The organism is Streptomyces sp. NPDC017890, assembly GCF_044328675.1.
Lineage (GTDB): Bacteria > Actinomycetota > Actinomycetes > Streptomycetales > Streptomycetaceae > Streptomyces.
The window spans coordinates 1-22,448 of sequence record NZ_JBIRHU010000018.1 but is presented as its reverse complement, the minus strand read 5'-3'; the positions used below and the strand labels follow the sequence as shown (position 1 = coordinate 22,448).

The window sequence follows — 22,448 nt, the reverse complement described above, 5'->3', positions numbered from 1 at the left end:
AGCCGGGCGGTGCGGGCGGGCGACACGTCCTGATCACCACCATGCCCCGCCCGGGCCCGGAGCGCACCGGGTGGGAGTGAACGGCCCGGAACTTTCCCGTGGGGGAGTGGTGCCGCGGCGTCAGCCGGTCCCGCGGAGGTGGCAGAGCAGCAGGCACACGTCGTCGTCGCGCTCGGAGTCGCTGAGCAGGGGACGCAGGATGCCGTCCGCCGAGCCTTCGAGGTCCGCCTCCAGCTCCGCCGCGCCGAACGAGCCGAGCGCCTCCGTCAGCCGCGCGATGCCCGGGTCTATGCCCCGGGCGCGGCGCTCCACCAGACCGTCCGTGTACAGCGCGAGCGTCGAACCCGGCGCCAGCGGCACCGTGTGGTCGGCGATCTCCTGCTTCAGCGGGATGCCCAGCATCGCACCCGGTTTGGCGTCCAGGGTCTGGACCCGCCCGTCCGGGGTACGCAGCACCGGCGGCGGATGGCCGGCGGCGGCCCACGTCATCGTGGGGTCGTCGGGGTGGAAGCGTGCGATGACGGCGGTGGCGAAGAGGTCGGGCTGGAGGTGGTGCAGGAAGGTGTGCAGCCGGGTCAGGAGCCGGCCGGGGCTGCCGCCGTCGACGGCGTAGGCCCGCAGCGCGGTGCGCAGCTGGCTCATCATCACGGCCGCGCGCAGCCCGTGCCCGGTCACGTCGCCGACCACGGCGATGACGCCGCCGTCGGGCTGTCGGAACGCGTCGTACCAGTCGCCGCCGATGTTCAGCCCGTGGGTGGCCGGCAGGTAACGCGCCGCCAGCCCGAGTCCCGGCGGGGCGGGCAGCTCCGTCAGCAGGGCCCGCTGGAGGGTCTCCGCGATGTCGCGGTTGTGCTGGTAGCGCTGGGCGTGGTCGATCGCGGTACTGGCCCGCCTGGTCAGCTCGATCACCATCACGGCGTCGTCCGGGTCCCAGCGTTCCCCGGGCGGGGAGAGGGTCACCACTCCCAGGGGTGCCTGCCGCGTCGGCAGCGGGATGCACAGCAGGGGCCGCTGAGGGTCCAGCGCCGAGGGCGGGTGGTCGTCGACACCGGGCAGGCCGCCGGGGTGCGCGGCGGCGTACTGCGGCCGCCCGGTGCGGGCGGCGACCACGGCGGCGGCCGCGTGCGCGGGGCCCGGCCGGTCGCCGTCCTGCTCGAACAGCCAGACGTCGACACTCGCGGCGTACTCGGGCACCAGCAGCTCGGGCAGGCGGCGCACGATCTCGTGGTGGTCGAGCGACGCCGTCAGCACCGCGCTCGCGTCCGCGAGGAACGTCAGCCTGCGGCGGGCGTTCTCCGCCTCCGTACGCGCCTTGCGCTCGGCGGCGAACGCCTCCCGCTGGGCCCGCCCGGCGGCGTCCAGCTCGGCGTGCAGCGCCACGACGCCCTGGTTCGTCTGCTGGAGCTCCTCCCGGTGGAAGTCGACCAGGGCCTCCTGCTCGGTGAGCCTCTCCAGCACCAGCGCCGTGTCCTCGTCGGCGCCCAGCAGGGCCTGTGCCGGCGCGGCCGGGTCGTCCACCGAGTCGTCGGCATCGGCGGTCGGCACCGCCTCGGGGCAGGGCACCGTGACCCGCCACGGCGGCTGACCGGCGGCAGCGGCGTCGGGCGACGGCGTCAGCACGGCGTGCAGCACGCCCTCCCCGGCCTGGGGCGTGGCGCGGGAAACCGTCCCCGCCTCCAGAGTGAGCCGCCAGGTACCGCCCTTGGCCAGGCACAGCCGCAACTGCGTGCCGAGCGAGGCCACCAGCCGCGCGCGCTCCAGGGGCGGCACACCGTAGGCCGTGGCGAGGCGTGCGGTGGTGATGCGTGCCCGTGCCGCGTCGGTGATGTCGGTGATCTCCCAGGTGCGGGTCATGGGCCGTCCGGTGGGGTCGAGGCCAGTACGGCCACGGCGGTGTCGTCCCGTACCGGGCGGGCCGGACTGCTCGCGTCGCGGACCGTCACGGCGGCCGTCACCGCCGGGTCGGCCGCCGTGCGGCAGGTGTCGGGGGTCGGGGTCCAGCGGCTCGGCAGACCGTCGCTGTGCAGGACCAGCACCCGGTCGTGCGCCCAGGCCGTCTCCTCCTCGCGCAGGGTCGTGGGCCGGTGGGTGCCGACGATGCCGGGCCGGGACACCAGGTGCCGCCAGGTGCCGTGCTCGTACAGCCGCGCCCCGATGTTGCCGACGCCCGCGAACCTGAGCACCGCGGCACGCGTGTCCACCTGCGCCACCGCGACGGCCGCGCCGCGGGTCCCGGTCAACGCCGTGTCGAGCCGACGCAGCGCCTGAGCGGGCGTGAGGTGGGCCGAACCGCGCAGCGCCTCCACGGCGGCGGTCGACGCGCGGGCCGCCTCCGGGCCGTGGCCCAGCCCGTCGGCCAGCATCAGCGTGACCCGGTCCCCGGACCTGACCCAGGCCCAGGCGTCGCCCGAGTAGTCGGCGCCGCCGAAGGGGACGTTCACCGCGCCGGCCCGTACCCCGGCCGCCGGCCCCGTGGCACGGCCCTGCGGAACGGCGCCGACCCGGGCGACCACCACCGTGCCCCGGCCCGGGACGCTGTGCAGGTCGAAGTCGTCGGCGAGGCGCGCGCAGGTGCCGAGTCCGGCGCCGAGGGACTGCGTCGTGCTGAAACCGTCGCTCAGGGCGGCGGACACATCGGCGATCCCGGGGCCGTGGTCGACCGTGACGACCTGCACGAGCCGGGTCTCGTCACCGTCGGCCGTGAGAACGCAGGGGGCGACGACGTCGATGAGGACCTGGCCGCCCCCGGCGTGCTTGAGCAGGTTGGTGGCCAGTTCGGTCGCCACCAGCGCCGCGGTGGCGGTGTGCTGCCCGTCCAGCCCGGCCAGGGCCGCCGCGTGCTCCGCGGCCACCCGGGCGTCGCGTACCCGGGTCGAGTCGTGCACCGGAACATCCCATACGCGTGGCATCAGGACTCCTCACGGGGGCGGGGTGCCCGGCCCACCCAGGACGTCACCCGCACGGTGGTGCCGGCCCCCGGATGGCTCTCGATCGCGAACTCGTGCACCAGGCGCCGTGCCCCGCCCAGCCCCATGCCCAGGCCGCCCCCCGAGGTGAAGCCGTCGCTGAGCGCCTGCTCCAGGTCCGCGATGCCCGGCCCCTCGTCGCTGAAGGTCAGCCGCAGTCCCTGCGCGCCCCCCTCGGTGAGAGGCTCCGTCTCCATCGTTCCACCGCCGCCGTACACGAGCGTGTTGCGGGCCAGTTCGCTGGCCGCCGTGACCAGTTTCGTCTGGTCCACCAGGCCGAAACCGAGCTGGGCGGCCGCCTGCCGCACGTGCTGACGTACCCACACCAGATCCATGTCCGAACGGATCGGCAGGCGGGCCTGGGCGCCCGCGGCAGTGTGCATCACGGACTCTCCTGGCGCAGGCCGCCGTAGCGGGACGACGGGGCATGCCGCGTCAGCAGCTCCATGGCCACCTCGGTGCTGAGCGCGGTGTGCACCCCCGGCAGCGTCAGACCCAGCTCCACCAGGGTGATGGCGACCGCCGGCCGCATGCCGACGACCACGGTGCGCGCGGCCAGCAGCTCGGTCTGCCCGGCGATCTCCGCCAGCACCCGGCCGAGGAAGGAGTCGACGATCTCCACACCGGAGATGTCGATGATCACACCGGTGGCACCGCTGCGGGAGATGGTCTCGGCGAGGTCCTGCTGGAGCTGCTGCGCCGTGCTGTCGTGCAGGTCACCCTGAAGAGTGACCAGCAGCACCTCGCCGAGCCGGAGGACCGGAACATGACCCGTCACGGGACCCGAGTGGGGCCCCGGCAATGCGTGGCTCACCGCGTGACCGGACCGTTCGCGACGGGGTTCACGATGCCGACCCCGAGCTGGTGCAGCACGTACCCCAGCGCGTCGGCGAGGCTCGCCCGGGTGACCACGGTGCCCAGGTCCAGGCCGAGGTGGACCATGGTCTGCGCGATCGCGGGCCGGATGCCGGAGACGATGCACTCGGCGCCCATCAGCCGGGCCGCCGCGACCGTCTTCATCAGGTGCTGGGCCACCAGCGAGTCGACGGTCGGGACCCCGGTGATGTCCAGGATCGCGTAACGCGCCTGCTGCTCCACGATGGACTCCAGCAGGGTCTCCATGACGACCTGGCTGCGGGCGCTGTCGAGCGTTCCGATGAGTGGGACGGCCACGATGCCGTCCCACAGCTTGATGACGGGAGTGGCCACCTCCAGCAGCTGCAGCCGCTGGCGGTCGATGAGCGCCTGCCCCTCGCTGAGCGCAGTCTGCATGACCACGACCCGCAGGGTGCCCATCAGCACACTCAGGGTGCTGACGCAGTCCCGCGCGTGGTCGGAGGAGGCGTCCGGCAGGTCGGACACGAGCAGGTTCTCGACCGGCGGGCGCAGGGCGGCCAGTTCGCTCGACACCTGGGCGGTGCTCAGGCCGGCCCGGGAGCGGGCCGCGCCCATCCGCGCCAACTGCTCACGCACCGTCGTGAATCCGGCGGCGTCCGGGTCCTCCACCCGTGCCGCGTCGGCGACTTGGGCCAGCGCGTCCACCACGGCCTTGCCGGCCTCGACCGCCTCGTCGCGCGAGACGGTGAACACGGCCCGGAACAAGGGCTCGTCCGCCCATCGCTGGGCGATCTGCTCGCGGCGGCGCCGCAGAAAGTCCCTGACCTCGTCCGTAGGCGATCCCGCTGTTGCCTCCGCCTGTTCCGGCACCTGTTCCACTCCTCATCCGCATTGTGCCGCACAGCACCCAGGAGGTGACGTGACGGCGACGTGAGTCTGCCGGGCGACAACTGTAACCACCCGCCGACCTCGTACGACACCTGCTCCCGCGTGAACGGTCCGGATGAGCGCCGGGGAGGACGGGGTCTCAGGCGTCCGGGACCTGTGGTCCCGCGGGCTGCGCGTCGACGCGGGAGAGCGCCTCGTCGACGCTCTCGGAGACCGGCACGGTGATGCTCACCCCCGTCAGATCCAGGACGCGCCGGACGGCCGGGGTCGGCGAGATGATGTGCACGCTGCCCGGCAGCTCCCGGGCCTCCTGGTAGACCCGCAGAATGATGTTCATGCCGGAGGAGTCCATGAACGGGACCTCCGACAGGTCCAGCAGGAAGTGCCGTCGGCCGTGATGGAGTTGGTTGGCCAGATGGTGCTGGAACTCGGTCGCGGTGTCGACGTCCAGGTAGCCCTCCACCCTGAGCAGCGCGACCTCCTCCCGGGGCAGCGTCACCTCGACGGACAGCGGGTTCTGGGCTATGGGCACGGGTACCTCCAACAATGCGACCGGGCGGTGGTGCGTCGTGCACCACCGCGCCCGGCGGTTACCCCCGAATCCGTCTCCCACACCTGTCCGGCCCGGGGCCGGGTCCCGCACCGCCCGTCACCCGACGCGGATACCCACGAGGCACGTGTCGTCGTCCGTGTCCGACCTGCTGTAGGTGAGCAGCCGGTCCAGGTGCTGGTCCAGGGTGTTCGGCGTCGGACGGACGGTGCTCAGCAACTGGGCCAGCGACTCCTCCACCGAGCGGTCGCGGCGCTCGATCAGCCCGTCGGTGTACATCAGCAGCGTGTCGTCGCCGGCCAGTTGCACCTCGTCCTCCTCGTACGCCGCCTCGGCCACCGCCCCCAGCAGCATGCCCCGCAGCAGCGGCAGCGGCTCGGCCCGAGGGCCCCGGACCAGCACCGGCGGCAGATGACCCGCCCTGGCCCAGCGCAGCGTGCGCCGGGCCGGGTCGTACAGGCCGCACACCGCCGTGGCCGTGACCCCGCCCGTCAGATGGTGCGCCACGATGTTGAGCCACGACAGCAGCTGGCCCGGCCCGGCACCGGTCACCGCCAGACCGCGCAGCGCGTTGCGCAGGACCACCATGCTGGTCGCGGCCTCTATGCCGTGCCCGGCCACGTCCCCCACGCACAGCAGCACCCGCCCGCTCGGCAGCATCACGGCGTCGTACCAGTCGCCGCCCACCAGCTGTTCCGTCTCGGCGGGCCGGTACCGGACGGCCACCTGCAGGTCCGGCACCCTGAGCGGGGTCTGGGCGGGCGGCATGATGGCGTGCTGCAACTGCAGGGTCAGCCGGTTGCGTTCGATGGCCTGCTGCTCGGTGTGCGCCAGCTGGTCGCGGGTCGCCGCGAGCGCCACCTCGGTCCAGTGCTGCGCCGAGATGTCCTGGTAGGCCCCCCGTACGACGAGCAGGCGGTCGTCGGTGTCCAGGACCGGTTCGGCCACCACCCGGACGTGCCGGGTCACCCCGTCGGGCCGCTGCAGCCGGAACGCCGCCGACGCCGGCCGCCGGTGGTGCAGCAGCGTGCGCAGGAACCGGCCGATGGCGACGGCGTCGTCCGGGTGGGCGTGGGCGGCCAGCTCCTCGAGCGGCACCGGCGTACTCGTCTGCGGACGCCCGTACAGGTCGAACAGCTGTCCGTTCCAGGTGATCTCGCCGGTCAGCAGGTTCTCCTCGAAGCCGCCGATGCGGCCGAGGCGCTGGGCGTGCTGGAGCAGGCTGGCCAGCCGGGCCGTCTCGTCCTCGATTCGCCAGATGAGCAGGACGGCGCCGCCGTGCCGGCTGACGCTGATGTCCGCGAGAGCGGACAGCGGTACCTGGTCCACCAGGGCGGTCAGGTTCATGCGCCGGGCCCGGAACGGCTCTCCCGTGGCGTACACCCGCTCCACGTACCGGAACAGCTCGCTGTCCCCGGCGGCCATCGGATAGGCCTCCAGCAGCAGCGCGCCGCCCACGACGGCACGCGGCCGCCCGGCGGGATCCAGGAAGCTCTTGTTCACGTGCTGGATGCGGAAGTCCGCCAGGTGCCCGGCGGCGTCCAGATGCGGCACCAGGACCAGGGCGGGGTCGTACAGTCCGTCGGCCAGGTCCATCAGCTCCACCGCGTCCGGCATGACCCGCGGCTCCTGCCCGGCACCGTGTGACGGTGTGTACGACTCCAGAGTGTGCGCGCACAGCTCCGCCAGGGCCTCCACCTGGCGGACCACCTGGGGCGGCTGCGGAGCCAGCGGCACCGGCCAGGCGATCTCCAGCACGCCGTGGACGCGCCCCCCGGTTCCGGCGGGCACGGCGACCCGGCCGCCGTCCGGGTACTGGTGCCGGCCCACGCTGGGCAGCCCGGTCCCGGCAGGGGAGGTGATCCACTGGTCCGTGCGTTCGGTCAGCGCGCTGCGGGCCACCGTCGCCACGTCCGGCGGCACGTAACGCCAGCGGGTGGCCTCGGCCGCCGAGAACCCCGCGCTGCCGGCCAGCGTGAGCGACCCGTCGTACCCGGCCGCCCAGATGGCCACGGCGACCGCGCCGAGCGGGCGCAGCGCCTGCTCCAGCAGGGCTTCGGCGACGGCCTGGGTGTCGTCCGCGGCCAGCGCTCCGCTCTCGGCCGCCCGCAGGCGCACGGCGGCCGACTCTGCCACCGCCTGCGTGCCGTCCTCGTCCTCTTCGGCGGACGCGGCCTGCGTGGCGGCGGTGGCCGTCAGGAAGGCGTCCGTCACCTCCGACATCCGGTCCCGGGCGGCCTGGTTGATGACGTCGACCGCGAACGCCAGGGGAGTCACCTGGGACTGCTCGGCCAGCTCGGCGAGCTGCCGGGCGGCCTGCGCCGGACCGCAGCCGAGCCGCGCGACCAGGATGCCCTTGGCGAGTTCGATCAGCGCCCGGCCCTCGGCCTCCGCCTGGGCGGCCCGCACCTCGCGGCTGAGCCGGTCCACCGTGGCCGCGAGCCTGCCCACCGGCGACATCGGGGTCATTGCGCGCAGACCGGTGCCCGGACCGTCGCCCCCGCAGGACTGCGGTGGCCCGGTCACCACGGGCGGCGTGGCGGACGTGTTCCGCGGCGCACCGCCGGCCGCTTCGCGCGGCTGCTCGGATTCACTCACGACGGGGACGCTCCTCGGCTGGAGACCGTCACGGAGCGCGACGGGACGCGCCGCGCACCGCCCGGCCGACCGGTGTACGGGACGGTGGCCGGTGCGCTCATGCGGGCAGCCACCGTCGGACGCAGGCGATGAGGTCCTGGGTGTCGACGGGCTTGGTGACGTAGTCGCTGGCGCCCGAGGCGAGGCTCTTCTCCCGGTCGCCGGGCATCGCCTTCGCCGTGACCGCGATGATCGGCAGCTCGGCGTACCGGGGGATCCGGCGGATCTCGGCCGTCGCCGTGTAGCCGTCCATCTCCGGCATCATCACGTCCATCAGGACCAGCGCGATCTCCGGGTGGTCCACCAGCGTCTCGATGCCCCGGCGCCCGTTCTCCGCGTGCAGGACCCGGAAACCGTGCAGCTCGAGGATCCCGCTGAGCGCGAAGAGGTTGCGTGCGTCGTCGTCGACGACGAGGACGGTGCGCCCGGCCGGCGAGTCGATCACGGCGTCCGGGGTCAGATCCTGCGTCTCCTCGGGCCGGACCAGGGAGAGCACGTCCCCGGGCTCCTCGGCGGCCAGGTGCAGGGCGATGCGCTCCCGCAGCTCGTCGAGGCTGGACAGGAACTCCAGCGCTCCGCCCTGAGCGGACAGGCGCAGGTTCTCCTCCAGCGCCGCGTCGGTCCGGTGACCGCTGTGCACGAGCACCGGGACGCTCGTCAGCGCCGAGTCGCCCCGCAGGGCCCGCAGGAACCGGGACGCCTCGGCGTCCGGCATGCCCAGCTCCAGCACGACGCAGTGGCACGGCTCGGCCGCGAGCGCACCGGCGGCCTCCTGCGCCCCCACGGCCGTGATGACGTCGAGCGGGGGCCGGTCGCCCGCGTCGTCCCGGCCGTGGGTCAGATCGGCGATCACGCTCTCCGCGACGAGGGTCAGCAGACCGCGCGGACGTTCCTCCACGACGAGCAGCCGGCGCGGGCGCTGCCGATGGCCGCCCGCGGCCTCGAGCGCCGGCACCGAACGGGTGAGCAGGTCGGCGCGCGACTCGGCCGGGACCTGCTCCGTGGATCGGTCGAGCAGCTCCTCGAAGTCGGGCCGGGCCACGGGCAGGAACAGCGTGAACGTGCTGCCCCGGTCGGGCGTGCTGTCCACGGTGACGGCGCCGCCGAGCAGCTGGGCGATCTCCCGGGTGATGGACAGACCGAGTCCGGTGCCGCCGTACTTGCGGCTCGTCGTGCCGTCCGCCTGCTGGAAGGCGCCGAAGACCGATTCCAGGTTCTGCTCGGGGATGCCGATGCCCGTGTCCTTCACCCGGAAGGCCACCACGGCACCGCCCCGGACCACACCCCTGGGCACCTCGTCGTCCGGCGCCGGTTCGACGGCCAGTTCCACCTGACCCCGCTCGGTGAACTTCACCGCGTTGGACAGCAGGTTGCGCAGCACCTGACGCAGCCGGGAATCGTCGGTCAGCAGGTCCGCCGGCGCCCCGGGGGCCGTCGTCACCGTGAACTCCAGGCCCTTCTGCGTCGTCATGGGCCGGAAGGTCGCCTCGACGTACTCGATGAGCTGCCGAAGCGTCACGCGCTCGGGGGCGACGTCCATCTTCCCGGCCTCGACCTTCGACAGGTCCAGGATGTCGTTGATCAGCTGGAGCAGGTCCGAGCCCGCGGAGTGGATGATGCCCGCGTACTCGACCTGCTTCGGGGTGAGGTTGCGCGACGGGTTCTGGGCGAGCAGCTGGGCGAGGATGAGCAGGCTGTTGAGCGGGGTGCGCAGTTCGTGGCTCATGTTGGCCAGGAACTCGGACTTGTACTTCGAGGCCAGCGACAGCTGCTGGGCGCGGGCCTCCAGCTCCTGCCGCGCCTGCTCGATCTGCAGGTTCTTCGCCTCGATGTCCCGGTTCTGGGTCGCCAGCAGGGACGCCTTGTCGCCCAGCTCGGCGTTGGAGCGCTGCAGCTCCTCCTGCTGCACCTGGAGCTCCGCCGAGCGGGCCTGGAGTTCGGCGGTCAGGCGCTGCGACTCGGCGAGGAGCTCGTCGGTACGGGCGTTGGCCACGATCGTGTTGACGTTGACGCCGATGGTCTCCATCAGCATGTCCAGGAAGTCCCGGTGGACCTGCGTGAACGGGGTGACCGATGCCAGTTCGATCACGCCGAGCACCTGTCCCTCGACCACGATGGGCACCAGCACCAGAGCGGCCGGCGCCACCTCGCCGAGCCCCGAGGAGATGGTCACGTAGCCGGGCGGCAGTTCGTCCACCACGATGGTGCGCCGGCTGCGCGCGGCCTGGCCGACCAGGGTGCGGCCGAAGGCGACCCGGGTGGGCCTGCTCGCGTCCTCGGGGTAACCGTAGGAGCCGACGAGCCGCAGCTCGGGCCCGTCGTCGCCGTCCTCGGCCAGGTAGAACGCGCCGTACTGGGCCGACACCAGCGGCACCAGCTCGTCCATGATCAGTTCGGCGACCACCGGCAGGTCCCGGTGCCCCTGCATCAGGCCGGAGATGCGGGCGAGGTTGGTCTTGAGCCAGTCCTGCTCCTGGTTGGCCCGCGTCGTCTCGCGCAGGGACTCCACCATGGAGTTGATGTTGTCCTTGAGCTCGGCGACCTCGCCGGACGCCTCCACGTTGATGGAGCGGGTCAGGTCGCCCTCGGCGACGGCGGAGGTGACCCCGGCGATCGCGCGGACCTGGCGGGTGAGGTTGCCGGCCAGCTCGTTGACGTTCTCCGTGAGGCGCTTCCACGTGCCGGAGACGCCCTCCACCTCGGCCTGGCCGCCGAGCCGGCCCTCGGTGCCGACCTCGCGGGCGACGCGGGTGACCTCGTCGGCGAAGGCGGAGAGCTGGTCGACCATCGTGTTGATCGTCGTCTTGAGCTCCAGGATCTCGCCGCGCGCGTCGACGTCGATCTTCTTCGACAGGTCGCCCCGGGCCACCGCGGTCGTCACCAGCGCGATGTTGCGCACCTGGCCGGTGAGGTTGTTGGCCATCGAGTTGACGTTGTCGGTGAGGTCCTTCCAGGTCCCGGCGACGTTCGGCACGTGCGCCTGGCCGCCGAGCCGGCCCTCGGTGCCGACCTCGCGGGCGACGCGGGTGACCTCGTCGGCGAACGCCGACAGCGTGTCGACCATCGTGTTGATGACGTCGGCCAGCGCCGCGACCTCGCCCTTGGCCTCGACCGTGATCCGCTGCGACAGGTCGCCGCGCGCCACGGCGGTGGCGACCTGCGTGATGGAGCGGACCTGGCCGGTGAGGTTGTTGGCCATCGAGTTGACGTTGTCGGTCAGGTCCTTCCAGGTACCCGACACACCGCGCACCTGGGCGCGCCCACCCAGGTTGCCCTCGGTGCCGACCTCGCGGGCGACGCGGGTGACCTCGTCGGCGAAGGCGGAGAGCTGGTCGACCATCGTGTTGATGGTGTTCTTGAGTTCGAGGATCTCGCCGCGGGCGTCCACGGTGATCTTCTGGGAGAGGTCGCCCTTGGCCACGGCGGTCGCCACCTGGGCGACGTTGCGGACCTGGTTGGTCAGGTTGCCCGCCATGAAGTTCACCGAGTCGGTGAGGTCGCGCCACGTCCCCTTGACGCCCTGCACGTCGGCCTGGCCGCCGAGCCGTCCGTCGGTGCCGACCTCGCGGGCGACGCGGGTGACCTCGTCGGCGAAGGCGGAGAGCTGGTCGACCATCGTGTTGATGGTGTTCTTGAGTTCGAGGATCTCGCCGCGGGCGTCCACGTCGATCTTCTGGGAAAGGTCCCCCTTGGCCACCGCCGTGGCGACCTGGGCGATGTCGCGGACCTGGGTGGTCAGGTTCCCCGCCATGGCGTTGACCGAGTCCGTCAGGTCGGCCCAGGTGCCCGAGACACCCGGCACCCTCGCCTGGCCGCCGAGGGTCCCCTCGGTGCCGACCTCGCGGGCCACCCGGGTGACCTCGGAGGTGAACACGGACAACTGGTCCACCATGCCGTTGAAGACCTTGGCGATGTCGCCCATCAGACCGTCCGCCTCGTCCGGCAGACGCGTGCCGAAGTCGCCGTCCCGCACGGCCGTCAGGCCCGCCAGGAGGCGGCGCAACTCCTGGTCGCCCGGAACCGCGTCGCCGGCCCCGGTGCTGTCGCTCGTCATGCGCACCCTCGTTCCGCTCCCCAGGAGCCCTCGGACGCGAGGACTCGGAACCCCTCCGGACCGGTTGGGTGGTCCGGCCTGTTGTGCGTGCTTTTCCGCAGTTCACGGATCTGCCCGATGAGAAAAATACGTCAGAGGCTAACCCAGGTCCCGGGTGCGGACAAAGCGGGGCCCCACCCGGTGGAAAACGGCCCCGTACGGGTCACGCCGTGCGTACGGAAGCGGCCGGCGGGTACCCGGCCGGATTTCGCCGCCGATCGGCCCAGGGCGTCCGAATGCGGCGGCCCGCGCCGGGTATCCGCTCAGTGGAGCCGGTCCGGCCCGTGGCGTCCGCCCGGCCCCACAGTCGTCACCGACGCGGGAGGGAAAGGACAGCGTGCCGATGGAGAGCATCTGGTCGTACGCGGAGGGCAGCGGTCACGTGCGGGGACAGGACCTGACGGGCTGTACCGTCGTCGCGAGCGACGGCACCATCGGTCACGTGGACCGGCAGGCCGAACACTTCGGCATGCGGCACCTGGTCGTCGACACCGGCGTCTGGGTCTTCGGCCGGAGCGTGCTCGTGCCCGTCGGCATGGTCAGGGGCGTCGACCGCGAGGCCCGTACGGTCACGGTGGCCTGCACCAGGGCGGAGGTCAAGGCCGCGCCCCGGTTCCGGACCGACAGCGAGACGATGGACCGCGAGTACCTGGCGTCCGTCGGCGACTACTACCACCGGCTGCCGCCGCAGGAGACCTCCGCGGACTGACCCGGCCGCGAACGACCGTTTCGGCGAACACCAGGGACACCACTGACATGGAACCGACCGACCAGATCACCACGGCCTCGTCCGGCGTCGCGTCGTCCGGCGTACCGGCACCGAACACCGTGACCGGCGCGGCGACGGCCCGTGCGTACGCGGAGGCGGTGGCGCGCACCCAATGGGGGTCGGGCCGCGGGGTGCGGGAGGAGGACGTCATCGACCTGCTGCTCGTGGTCTCGGAGCTGGTCACCAACGCGATCCTGCACGGCGACGGACTGGCCGGCTTCGAGGTCCGGCCCATGGGCGACGGCATGTGGATCGCCGTCCACGACAACAGCGCGGTGGTGCCCCGGGCCGCGTACGCGTTCCCCACCAGGCACCACGGGAGCGGCTACGGCTGGCCGCTCGTCGCCCGCCTGGCCCGTGAGATCGACGTCGAGCGGCACCCCGGTGGCGGCAAGACGATCAGTGTGCTGGTGCCCCTGCGTGAGGCGGGCGCACCCTGACCGGGGCGGCCATCGTCGCCGTCACCAGGGCAGGAAGACGTGAATGTCCTTGCCCCGCTCGCCGGTGACGACGCTCACCTGGTCGGACAGGGTGTGGATGAGGTGCCAGCCGATGCCGCCGCCACCGCTGCTCGGATGGAAGGGGCGGGGCGCGGGTTCGGTCGTACTGGAGTCGTGCATCACCACGTGCACGCCGTCGAAGGTACGGCGCAGCCGCAGCTGGAACGGTCCCGGAGCGTACTGCACCGCGTTCGCCGCCAGCTCCGTGACGACGAGGAGTATGTCGTCCCAGTGCTCGGGCTGCGAGGGTGGTGAGGCACGGGCCAGGTCGTAGAGGAATTCCTCCGCGACCAGCCGCGCACCGGTCACATTGTGCAGCTCTCCGGTGAAGCTGGCGGTGCGGTTCGTGATCTCCTCGGAAGCCAGTGTCCTGTCCCAACGCGACTCGGCTGCCATTGCGCCTTCCCGGCCCGGCATCCGCCGGGCGTTGTCCCTTCTTCGCTTTCCCTGCGTTTGTTAGTTCCCGGGCCGGCCGAGCCTACGCGCCCCGGTATGCCGTTCCGAGCCGCGCCGGCCGGGGGCGACAGGGCCGTGACCCGCAGTGCGTTCCCGGCGCTCGTCGCCTCCGGCCGGCCGGCACGCCGAACAGGCGAGTGCGTGGGCGCGCCGGTACTCCGCCGGGCGCCCGCGCACCTTCGCAGGCTCACCCGGTCACCGGAAGAACACGTTGTCCGAGTCCTCCCAGCCGGCCGGCTCCGCCGGAAGCGGCTTCGGCCGGCGGTGCGAGCGGGCCTCGTACATCGCGTCGATCTCGAAGGCATAGGTCCGTACGATCTCGTCCCGCCGGAGTTTCATCGACGGGGTGAGCAGCCCGCCCGCCACGTCGAAGGGAACGGGCAGGACGCGGAAGACCCGGATGGACTCCGAGCGCGACACGGCGCTGTTGGCCGCGGCGACGGCCCGCGCGACCTCCTCCCGCAGCGCGTTCTCCTCGCGCGCCTCCCGGGCCGGGGCGTCGCCCTGCAGGGCCAGACCCGCCCGCCAGTGCGTCAGGAAGTCCGGGTCGAGCGTGATCAGGGCGCCGACGCAGGGCCGGTTGTCGCCCACGACCACCGCCTGGTGGACGAGCGGGTGCATGCGCAGCCGCTGCTCCAGGGCGGCCGGGGCCACGCTCTTGCCGCCGCTGGTGATGATGATGTCCTTCTTGCGCCCCGTGATCGCCAGGTAGTTCTCGTCGTCCAGATGCCCGAGGTCGCCGGTGGCCAGCCAGCCGCCGCGCAGCACCTGACGGGTGGCGGCGTCGTCACCGACGTACCCCTGGAACAGCGACGGCCCGCGCACCAGGATCTCCCCGTCGTCGGCCACCCGGACCTCCATGCCGGGCAGGGGCTGCCCCACGGTGCCGGACTTCTCCCGGCCCAGCGGCTGCATCGTCAGCCCGCCGCTGGTCTCGGTGAGCCCGTAGCCGTCGTGGACGTACACGCCGATGCCCTCGTAGAAGAGGGACAGCTCGCGGCTGAGCGGCGAACCACCGGACGTCGCGCGGCGCACCCGGCCGCCCAGCGCGCTCCGTAGCCGGCGGTACACGGTCCGCTCGTACAGGGCGTGCTGGAGGCGGAGGTCGAATCCGGGACCCGGCCCTCGGCCCAGCCGCTGGCGCTCCAGCGCGGCGGCGAAGTCCCGCGCCGTGCCGGCGGCCCGCTCGAACAGCGCCCCGCGGCCCGCCTTCTGGGCTGTGCGGAGGAAGTTCTTGTAGAGCTTCTCCAGGACCGACGGGACGGCGTAGAGGTACGTCGGGCGGAACGAGCGCAGGGCCGAGGCCAGTGCCTCCTCGGTCATCGCGGGTTCGTGCGCCATGAGCAGCCCGCCCCGCACGCACAGGCTCTGGATCATCAGCCCGTACACGTGGGAGAAGGGCAGGAAGGCGAGGACGGCGCCCTGCTCCCCGGGGGGCGCCACCGTGTGGCCCCAGCCGGCGATGAGCGTGTCGCACGGGCTGGCCAGACTGCGGTGGCTCAGCGCGCAGCCCATGGCACGGCCGGACGTGCCCGAGGTGTAGGCGACGACCGCCGTGGAGTCCGGCAGCACGATGCGGCGCATGGAGTCGACCGCGGTGAACGGGAGGAACTCGCCGCGCGCCACGAGCATGTCCACCGCACCCGCGTCCAGTTGCCAGACGTGGCGCAGCGTCGGCAGCGTCGCGCACACCGAGCCGACGGTCATCACACTCTGCTCGTCCTCGACCACCACGGCCACACAGCCCGCGTCCCGCAGGATCCATTCGACCTGGTCGCGCGAGGAGGTCGGATAGATGGGCACGACCTCGGCGCCCACCGCCCACAGTGCGTAGCTGAAGACCGTCCACTCGTACCGGGTGCGGGCCAGGATCGCCACGCGGTCGCCCGGCGAGATCCCGCACGCGATCAGCCCCTTGGCCAGGTCGACCGCCTCGTCGCGGAACTCCACGGCCGTCACCTCCTGCCAGACGGCCGGGTCCGGGCCGAGGCGCCGGGCGAGCATCGGCAGCGTCGGACTTCGGGCAGCGGTCTCGAAGAGGCTGTCGGCGAGTCCGCCGGTCAGGGGCGGGACTGCCTCGGGCGCGAGAGCGTCGCGCATGCGCTGGCTCCTGACGTGTGCGGACGGTGGACCCACGGACGAGCACCGGCGAGCACCGTCATCGGCCGTGCTCGGAATGTAGCCGAGCCGCAGGCGGCAGGGGGCCGGGACGGCAGAAGTGTTCCCACCCGGTGATCCCGTCCGGATCGGGGGACTCGGATGCCATGAGCTATACGAACCCCGACCCGGACCCCGAACGCACCACCGGACTGGAACCGGGAGGCGGTGTGCCGCCCGGCGAGACCCCGCCGGCGGAGAGCAGCCTGCCCGAGGCCGGCCCGCGGGAGACGCACAATCCCCCCAAGGGCTGGGCCAAGGGACCGCTGACCCTGATCCTCGCCCTCGTGGTGATCATCGCGGCGGGTTTCCTGGCCTACGCGCTGGTCCTGATCCTCTGACGGGCCGCGGTGAGCGGTAACCCTCGCGGGCGTCCCGGGCCGTACGACTTCGGCGTACGCCCGCGGGGCGGCTCAGGCCGCCTGCGTGCGGCGTACGCACTCGGTGACGACCTCCCGCAGGCTGCCGGTGCGCTCCAGCAGCTCGCGCTGCACCCGGGCGCCGTTGCCGTGGCGCAGCAGCTCGGCGATGCCGTCCCGTACCCGGTCGAGGTCGCCGCCCTCGGCCGCGAGCGCGTCCCCGACGTGTTCCAGCAGCGCCCGTACGACCGTCTCGGCCGGCATCCGCCGCATCGTCGCCGGATGCAGCAGTTCCTCCGTCAGCCCGGACCGAGCGGCCCGCCAGGCCGCGAGGCGGAGCAGGCTCACACTGTGCCCGGCCGGCTCCCGGCCCTCCCGCCACTCCCGCGCGGCCGTCTCGACCAGGGCGCGGGCCAGCGTGGCGATGAGGGCGGCGGTGCTCGCGTGCAGGCATACGTCCATGACCCGGAACTCCACCGTCGGGTACCGCTGGGACAGCCGGACGTCGAAGTAGATCATCCCCTCGTCGAGGATCGTGCCGGTGGCGAGCATGTCCGCGACCCGCCGGTGATAGGTCTCCGCCGAGCCGAACAGCTCCGTCGGCCCGGCAGACGGCCAGCGCTGCCAGACCCGGCTGCGGTAGCTGCTGTACGAGGAGTCCTTGCCCTGCCAGAAGGGCGAGTTCGCGCTCAGCGCGGTCAGCACGGGCAGCCAGGGCCGCACGCGGTCGATCACCGCCACGCCCTCTTCGTCGGACTCCACGGAGACGTGCACGTGACAGCCGAGGACGAGCTGCTCGTGGACGACCACGCCGTACTGGTCGGCCATCCAGTCGTACCGGCGGTTCATGCCGATGCAGGGAGTGACCGGCAGCGGCGACGTGGCGAGTGCGGCGACGGTGCAGCCGATTCCCCCGGCGTGCCGTCCCGCCTCCTCACGGCAGCGGACGATCTCCGCGTGCAGGCGCTCCATGTCCGCCTGCGGATGCGTGGCGAACTCGAGCATCTGCTCGTGCAGTTCCTTCTCGAACACGTCCTGCTCGGCATCGTCCTGCGCGGCACGGGCGAGCACGGCGGCGGACAGTGCCCGCGGCTCGCCGGTCTCGGGGTCGACCAGGAGGAGTTCCTCCTCCACTCCGACGGTGCGCACGTGATGCCGCCTTTCTGTGGGCCCGGCCGCGACGACGGGACTGTCCCGGTCGCAGGACCAACGACTGCCCCGAGACAGCGGCCGGACACCTGCTCGCGCCGCCGCGCCTCACAGAGGGTACGGCGACAGCCACACCGTGGCCAGCGGCGGGAGCGTGATCCGGATGCTCCCGTCCTCCGGCTTGACCGGGTCGGAGCTGGTCACACCGGAGCCGCCGTACTCCTCGGCGTCGGTGTTGAGCACCTCCTGCCAGGCGGTGACGTCGTCGCCGACCGCGAGCCCGTACTCGTGCCGGACGACCGGGGAGAAGTTCGACACCGCCAGCAGCGGAGTGCCGTCCGTGTCGAACCGCAGGAACGCGAAGACGTTGTCCTCGGCCGCGTCCACCGCGACCCACCGGAAGCCGGCCGGGTCGGTGTCGCGCCGCCACAGGGCCGGGGTCCGCCCGTAGCGGGTGTTGAGCTCGCGCACCAGGTCCTGGATGCCGCGGTGGTCGCCCGCCGAGTGGTACCCCTCGTCGAGCAGCCACCACTCCGGTCCCTGCTTCTCCGACCACTCGGCGCCCTGGGCGAACTCCTGCCCCATGAACAGCAGCTGCTTGCCGGGGTGCGCCCACATGAAACCGAGGTAGGCGCGCACGTTCGCCCGCCGCTGCCACCAGTCGCCGGGCATCTTCGACACCAGCGCCTGCTTGCCGTGCACCACCTCGTCGTGGGAGATCGGCAGGCAGTAGTTCTCGCTGTACGCGTACACCATCGAGAAGGTCATCTCGTGGTGGTGGTACTTGCGGTGCACCGGCTCGTGCGCGACGTACTCCAGCGAGTCGTGCATCCAGCCCATGTTCCACTTCAGGCCGAAGCCGAGCCCGCCGGTGTCGGTGGGCCGGGTCACGCCGCCCCACGCGGTCGACTCCTCGGCGATGGTCACCACGCCGGGGCAGCGGCGGTAGACGGTCGCGTTCATCTCCTGGAGGAACGCCATGGCCGCCAGGTCCTCCCGGCCGCCGTACTGATTGGGCTCCCACTGGCCCGAGTCGCGCGAGTAGTCCAGGTAGAGCATCGAGGCGACCGCGTCGACGCGCAGCCCGTCGATGTGGAACTCCTCGCACCAGTACACCGCGTTCGCCACGAGGAAGTTGCGCACCTCGGTCCGTGCGAAGTCGAAGGTGTACGTCCCCCAGTCCGGGTGGGTCGCACGCCGGTCGTCTCCGGGCTCGTACAGCGGGTCCCCGTCGAAGCGGGCCAGTGCCCAGTCGTCCTTCGGGAAGTGCGCCGGCACCCAGTCCATGATCACTCCGAGGCCCGCCCGGTGCAGGGCGTCGACGAGGTACCGGAAGTCGTCGGGCGAGCCGAGGCGCGCGGTCGGCGCGTAGAAGCCGGTGACCTGGTAGCCCCAGGACGGGCCGTAGGGGTGTTCGGCGACCGGCATCAGCTCGACGTGGGTGAAGCCCAGGTCCTTGACGTAGGCGGGCAGCTCCTCGGCCAGCTCGCGGTAGGTCAGCCCGGGCCGCCAGGACGGCAGGTGCACCTCGTACACCGAGAACGGTGCCTCGTGCACGGGTGTGTCGGCGCGGGTCCGCATCCAGTCGCCGTCGCCCCACTCGTACGCCGAGGCGGTCACCACGGAAGCGGTGTTCGGGGGCTCCTCGGCCGCGCGGGCCATGGGATCGGCCTTGAGGAACCGGTGCCCGTACCGGGAGTGGATCTCGAACTTGTACCGGGTGCCCTCGCCGACGCCCGGCAGGAACAGCTCCCAGACCCCGGACGAACCCAGCGAGCGCATCGGGAACGCCGTGCCGTCCCAGTGGGTGAAGTCGGCGGCGACCCGCACCCCCTGGGCGTTCGGCGCCCACACCGTGAACCGGGTGCCGGTGACGCCCTCGTGGGTCATCGGCTCCGCGCCGAGGGCCCGCCACAGCTGCTCGTGCCGGCCCTCGGCGATCAGGTGCAGGTCGAGCTCCCCGAGGGCGGGCAGGAAGCGGTACGGGTCGTGCGTCTCACGCTCGCCCTCCTCGTACGTCACGACCAGGGTGTACGCGGGGATCTCCGCCAGCGGCAGGACACCGGAGAAGAGGCCGTCCTCCTCCGACACGAGGCCGTGGCGCTCGCCGCCGACGACCACGCTCACCTCGCGGGCGAAGGGGCGCAGTGCGCGGAAGGCGATGCCGCCGGGTACCGGGTGGGCGCCGAGCAGGGCGTGCGGATCGTGGTGGGCGCCCGCCAGCAGGCGCCCCCGGTCGGTCGGGTCGAGGGGCGGAGCGGTTCCGCACGCACCGGGGGTGGGCGGGACGGGACCGGACGGCTCGGGAAGCGAGGTGTCGCGGAGGGCCACGGGTCAGTCTCCTCTCACGGCGAGTCGTTCGATCGCCGCCATGGGTACGGGAAGCCAGTCGGGGCGGTGCCGGGCCTCGTACAGCACCTCATACACGGCGCGGTCCGTCTCGTAGGCGCGCAGCAGGCCGTGCTTCTTACGGGGGTCCCACCCGGCGCGGGCGGCGTAGCCCGCGCAGAACGCCTCCCGGCAGCGGCGTGCCCACTCGGGGCGCCACGGGCGGCGCTGCCGGGCGGCGTAGTCGAAGGAGCGCAGCATGCCCGCGATGTCCCGTACGGGGGAGTGGGCGCGGCGCCGTTCGGACAGCGGGCGGGACGGCTCGCCCTCGAAGTCGATGACGAACCAGTCCCGGCCGGCCCGCAGCACCTGGCCCAGATGCATGTCGCCGTGGATGCGCTGGGCCGGCGGTCCCGAGTCGCAGGTGGTCAGTGCCGCGAAGGCCGCCCGCAACCCGGGCACGAAGGGCTGCAGCGCCGGTACACAGTGCGCGGCGGCGGTGAGCCGCTCGGTCATGGCCGCCGCCGTCCGGCCGTTCTCCTCGGGGGCACCGGCCGGGAAGGCCGAGGCCAGCGCGAGGTGCACGTCGGCCATGGCCCGCCCCAGCTCGTGGGCCTGCACGGTGAAGTCGTCCCCGGCGGCCAGCGCGTCCAGGGCGAGCGTCCAGCCGTCGGAGGCGTCGTGCAGGAACGGCTGGAGCACGCCGAGCGTCGCCCCGTACGGATGGGTCGTACGCATCCACGCCACCGGCGCAGGGACCCGGCCGCAGCCCTGCCGGGCCAGCGCGTCAGGCACCTCGAGGTCGGGATTGACGCCGGGCTGGATGCGCCGGAAGAGTTTCAGGATGAACTCGTCACCGTAGATCAGCGACGAGTTGGACTGCTCGGCGTCCAGGAGCCGCGGCACGAGTCCGCCGGGTACCGGACGCGCGGGGTCGGACTCGAAGCGCAGCGGTCCCGCCTTGCCGGGGTGCCTGAGCCGTTCCAGGAGCAACTGGGCCGCCCGGGGGTCGTGCAGCGCGTCGTAGACCGTCCGGCCGGCCAGCGGGCCGTCCTGCACCTGCCCGATGAGCGCCCGGCCCAGGCGCGGCGACGGCTGCTCGCGCACGCCGAGCAGCAGTTGGTAGCAGTCGCCGGCCGGGGGAGCGCCGCCCGGGGAGGGCACGGGGCCCTGCCCGGTGTGCACCAGCAGGTGCAGACAGTCCGGGAAGAGCTCGGTCATCGACAGCAGACCGAGCTCGGCCACGGGACGGTCCTTGCCGGCGAACCAGCGCTGGCGCGGCAGCCACTGACGCAGCAGCTCGCCGAGCGACGCCATCGGCTCGGCGAGGTGCCTGCGTCTGGGGCGCAGGGGTGCGGTCTTCGGCATGGTGACGCGTCCTTTCCTCGGCCCACGCTCACACGCGGCGGCCGATGCGGGATGCGACTCGGGTGAGCCGGAACCAGTAGAAGCCGTGGCCCCCGAGGGTCAGCAGGTACGGCAGTTCGCCGATGGCGGGGAAGCGGACCCCGCCGAACAGCTCGACCGGGTGGCGTCCGGCGAACTCGCGCAGGTCGAGTTCGGTGGGCTGGGCGAACCGCGCGAAGTTGTTCACGCACAGCACCAGGTCGTCCTCGTACTCGCGCAGGAAGGCCAGTACCGCGGGGTTGGAGGAGGGCAGTTCGGTGTAGGTGCCGAGGCCGAACGCGGGGTTCTGCTTGCGGATCTCGATCATGCGGCGGGTCCAGTGCAGCAGGGACGAGGGCGAGGCCATGGACGCCTCGACGTTCGTCACCTGGAAGCCGTAGACCGGGTCCATGATGGTCGGCAGGAACAGTCGCCCCGGATCGCAGGTGGAGAAGCCGGCGTTGCGGTCCGGGGTCCACTGCATGGGGGTGCGCACGGCGTCGCGGTCGCCGAGCCAGATGTTGTCGCCCATGCCGATCTCGTCGCCGTAGTACAGGATCGGCGAGCCCGGGAGGGCGAGCAGCAGGGCGGTGAACAGCTCGATCTGGTCGCGGTCGTTGTCCAGCAGGGGGGCCAGTCGGCGGCGGATGCCGATGTTGGCGCGCATGCGCGGGTCCTTGGCGTACTCCGCGTACATGTAGTCGCGTTCCTCGTCGGTGACCATCTCCAGGGTCAGCTCGTCGTGGTTGCGCAGGAAGATGCCCCACTGGCAGCCGGACGGGATGGCCGGGGTCTTGGCGAGGATCTCGGAGACCGGATAGCGCGACTCCCTCCTGACCGCCATGAAGATCCGCGGCATGACCGGGAAGTGGAACGCCATGTGGCACTCGTCGCCGCCCGCGGAGTAGTCGCCGAAGTAGTCGACGACGTCCTCCGGCCACTGGTTGGCCTCCGCCAGCAGTACGGTGTCCGGGTACTGCGCGTCGATCTCACGGCGGACCCGCTTGAGGAACTCGTGGCTGGCGGGCAGGTTCTCGCAGCTGGTGCCCTCTTCGGCGTACAGATAGGGCACGGCGTCGAGGCGGTAGCCGTCGACGCCCAGGTCCAGCCAGAACCTCAGCGCGGCGAGCATCTCCTCCTGCACGGCCGGGTTCTCGTAGTTGAGGTCCGGCTGGTGGGAGAAGAAGCGGTGCCAGTAGTACTGCCCGCGGACCGGGTCGTAGGTCCAGTTCGACGCCTCGGTGTCCACGAAGATGATCCGGGCGTCGGAGTACCGGGTGTCGTCGTCGGCCCAGACGTAGTAGTCGCCGTAGGGGCCGTCGGGGTCCTTGCGCGACTCCTGGAACCACGGGTGCTGGTCGCTGGTGTGGTTC

Annotated in this window: 17 protein-coding genes; 3 read left to right on the top strand and 14 right to left on the bottom strand. The window is 72.4% G+C overall.

What is annotated here, in order from left to right:
• Positions 1-120: 120 nt before the first annotated feature.
• The 8 genes from ACH4F2_RS23460 to ACH4F2_RS23425 all read right to left on the bottom strand — a co-directional run bounded on the left by ACH4F2_RS23460 (position 121) and on the right by ACH4F2_RS23425 (position 11,932).
• Positions 121-1,854 (bottom strand): PP2C family protein-serine/threonine phosphatase, encoded by a 1,734-nt coding sequence (locus ACH4F2_RS23460; RefSeq protein ID WP_398134679.1) that lies wholly within the window; start codon positions 1,852-1,854, stop codon positions 121-123.
• Complete coding sequence (locus ACH4F2_RS23455) at positions 1,851-2,909, bottom strand: SpoIIE family protein phosphatase (protein ID WP_398134678.1); 1,059 nt, start codon at positions 2,907-2,909, stop codon at positions 1,851-1,853. Before ACH4F2_RS23455 ends, ACH4F2_RS23460 begins: the two co-directional genes overlap by 4 nt.
• Positions 2,909-3,349, bottom strand: a complete 441-nt coding sequence (locus ACH4F2_RS23450) for an anti-sigma regulatory factor (protein WP_398134834.1) — start codon at positions 3,347-3,349, stop codon at positions 2,909-2,911. Before ACH4F2_RS23450 ends, ACH4F2_RS23455 begins: the two co-directional genes overlap by 1 nt.
• A complete protein-coding gene (locus tag ACH4F2_RS23445) occupies positions 3,349-3,780 on the bottom strand; it encodes an STAS domain-containing protein (protein WP_398134677.1) in 432 nt (143 codons plus the stop codon). The genes ACH4F2_RS23450 and ACH4F2_RS23445 overlap by 1 nt, the downstream gene beginning before the upstream one ends.
• Positions 3,777-4,673 carry an STAS domain-containing protein gene (locus tag ACH4F2_RS23440; RefSeq protein ID WP_398134676.1) on the bottom strand — a complete coding sequence of 299 codons (897 nt, stop codon included), beginning with the start codon at positions 4,671-4,673 and terminating at the stop codon, positions 3,777-3,779. Before ACH4F2_RS23440 ends, ACH4F2_RS23445 begins: the two co-directional genes overlap by 4 nt.
• Positions 4,674-4,830: 157 nt before the next feature.
• Positions 4,831-5,223 (bottom strand): STAS domain-containing protein, encoded by a 393-nt coding sequence (locus ACH4F2_RS23435; protein WP_398134675.1) that lies wholly within the window; start codon positions 5,221-5,223, stop codon positions 4,831-4,833.
• A gap of 117 nt (positions 5,224-5,340) precedes the next feature.
• On the bottom strand, positions 5,341-7,839 hold the full coding sequence (locus ACH4F2_RS23430; protein WP_398134674.1) for a SpoIIE family protein phosphatase: 2,499 nt from the start codon (positions 7,837-7,839) through the stop codon (positions 5,341-5,343).
• A gap of 97 nt (positions 7,840-7,936) precedes the next feature.
• Positions 7,937-11,932, bottom strand: a complete 3,996-nt coding sequence (locus ACH4F2_RS23425; RefSeq protein ID WP_398134673.1) for a HAMP domain-containing protein — start codon at positions 11,930-11,932, stop codon at positions 7,937-7,939.
• 382 nt (positions 11,933-12,314) lie between these two features.
• On the opposite strand from ACH4F2_RS23425, the gene ACH4F2_RS23420 reads away from it, so the two are divergent.
• Positions 12,315-12,680, top strand: coding sequence for a PRC-barrel domain-containing protein (locus ACH4F2_RS23420; RefSeq protein WP_398134672.1), 366 nt, complete (start codon positions 12,315-12,317; stop codon positions 12,678-12,680).
• Positions 12,681-12,727: 47 nt separating this feature from the next.
• Positions 12,728-13,180 carry an ATP-binding protein gene (locus ACH4F2_RS23415; protein WP_398134671.1) on the top strand — a complete coding sequence of 151 codons (453 nt, stop codon included), beginning with the start codon at positions 12,728-12,730 and terminating at the stop codon, positions 13,178-13,180.
• Positions 13,181-13,201: 21 nt separating this feature from the next.
• On the opposite strand, the gene ACH4F2_RS23410 is transcribed toward ACH4F2_RS23415, so the two are convergent.
• Both ACH4F2_RS23410 and ACH4F2_RS23405 read right to left on the bottom strand, forming a co-directional pair.
• Positions 13,202-13,636, bottom strand: coding sequence for an ATP-binding protein (locus tag ACH4F2_RS23410; RefSeq protein ID WP_279562485.1), 435 nt, complete (start codon positions 13,634-13,636; stop codon positions 13,202-13,204).
• Between the two features lie 255 nt (positions 13,637-13,891).
• Positions 13,892-15,796, bottom strand: a complete 1,905-nt coding sequence (locus tag ACH4F2_RS23405; protein ID WP_398134670.1) for an AMP-dependent synthetase/ligase — start codon at positions 15,794-15,796, stop codon at positions 13,892-13,894.
• A gap of 164 nt (positions 15,797-15,960) precedes the next feature.
• Here ACH4F2_RS23405 and ACH4F2_RS23400 point away from each other — a divergent pair, with 164 nt between their 5' ends.
• Positions 15,961-16,194, top strand: a complete 234-nt coding sequence (locus ACH4F2_RS23400) for a DUF6480 family protein (RefSeq protein WP_398134669.1) — start codon at positions 15,961-15,963, stop codon at positions 16,192-16,194.
• Positions 16,195-16,266: 72 nt separating this feature from the next.
• Here ACH4F2_RS23400 and ACH4F2_RS23395 read toward each other — a convergent pair whose 3' ends face one another.
• From ACH4F2_RS23395 to treS, 4 genes are all read right to left on the bottom strand, one after another.
• Complete coding sequence (locus ACH4F2_RS23395; RefSeq protein ID WP_398134668.1) at positions 16,267-17,361, bottom strand: glutamate--cysteine ligase; 1,095 nt, start codon at positions 17,359-17,361, stop codon at positions 16,267-16,269.
• Positions 17,362-17,469: 108 nt separating this feature from the next.
• Positions 17,470-19,692 carry a 1,4-alpha-glucan branching enzyme gene (gene glgB / locus ACH4F2_RS23390; RefSeq protein WP_398134667.1) on the bottom strand — a complete coding sequence of 741 codons (2,223 nt, stop codon included), beginning with the start codon at positions 19,690-19,692 and terminating at the stop codon, positions 17,470-17,472.
• A gap of 3 nt (positions 19,693-19,695) precedes the next feature.
• Positions 19,696-21,057: a maltokinase gene (locus ACH4F2_RS23385; RefSeq protein ID WP_398134666.1), complete on the bottom strand. Its 1,362-nt coding sequence runs from the start codon at positions 21,055-21,057 to the stop codon at positions 19,696-19,698.
• Positions 21,058-21,085: 28 nt separating this feature from the next.
• Positions 21,086-22,448 (bottom strand): maltose alpha-D-glucosyltransferase (gene treS, locus ACH4F2_RS23380; protein WP_398134665.1); only part of this gene is annotated, 1,363 nt, incomplete at its 5' end.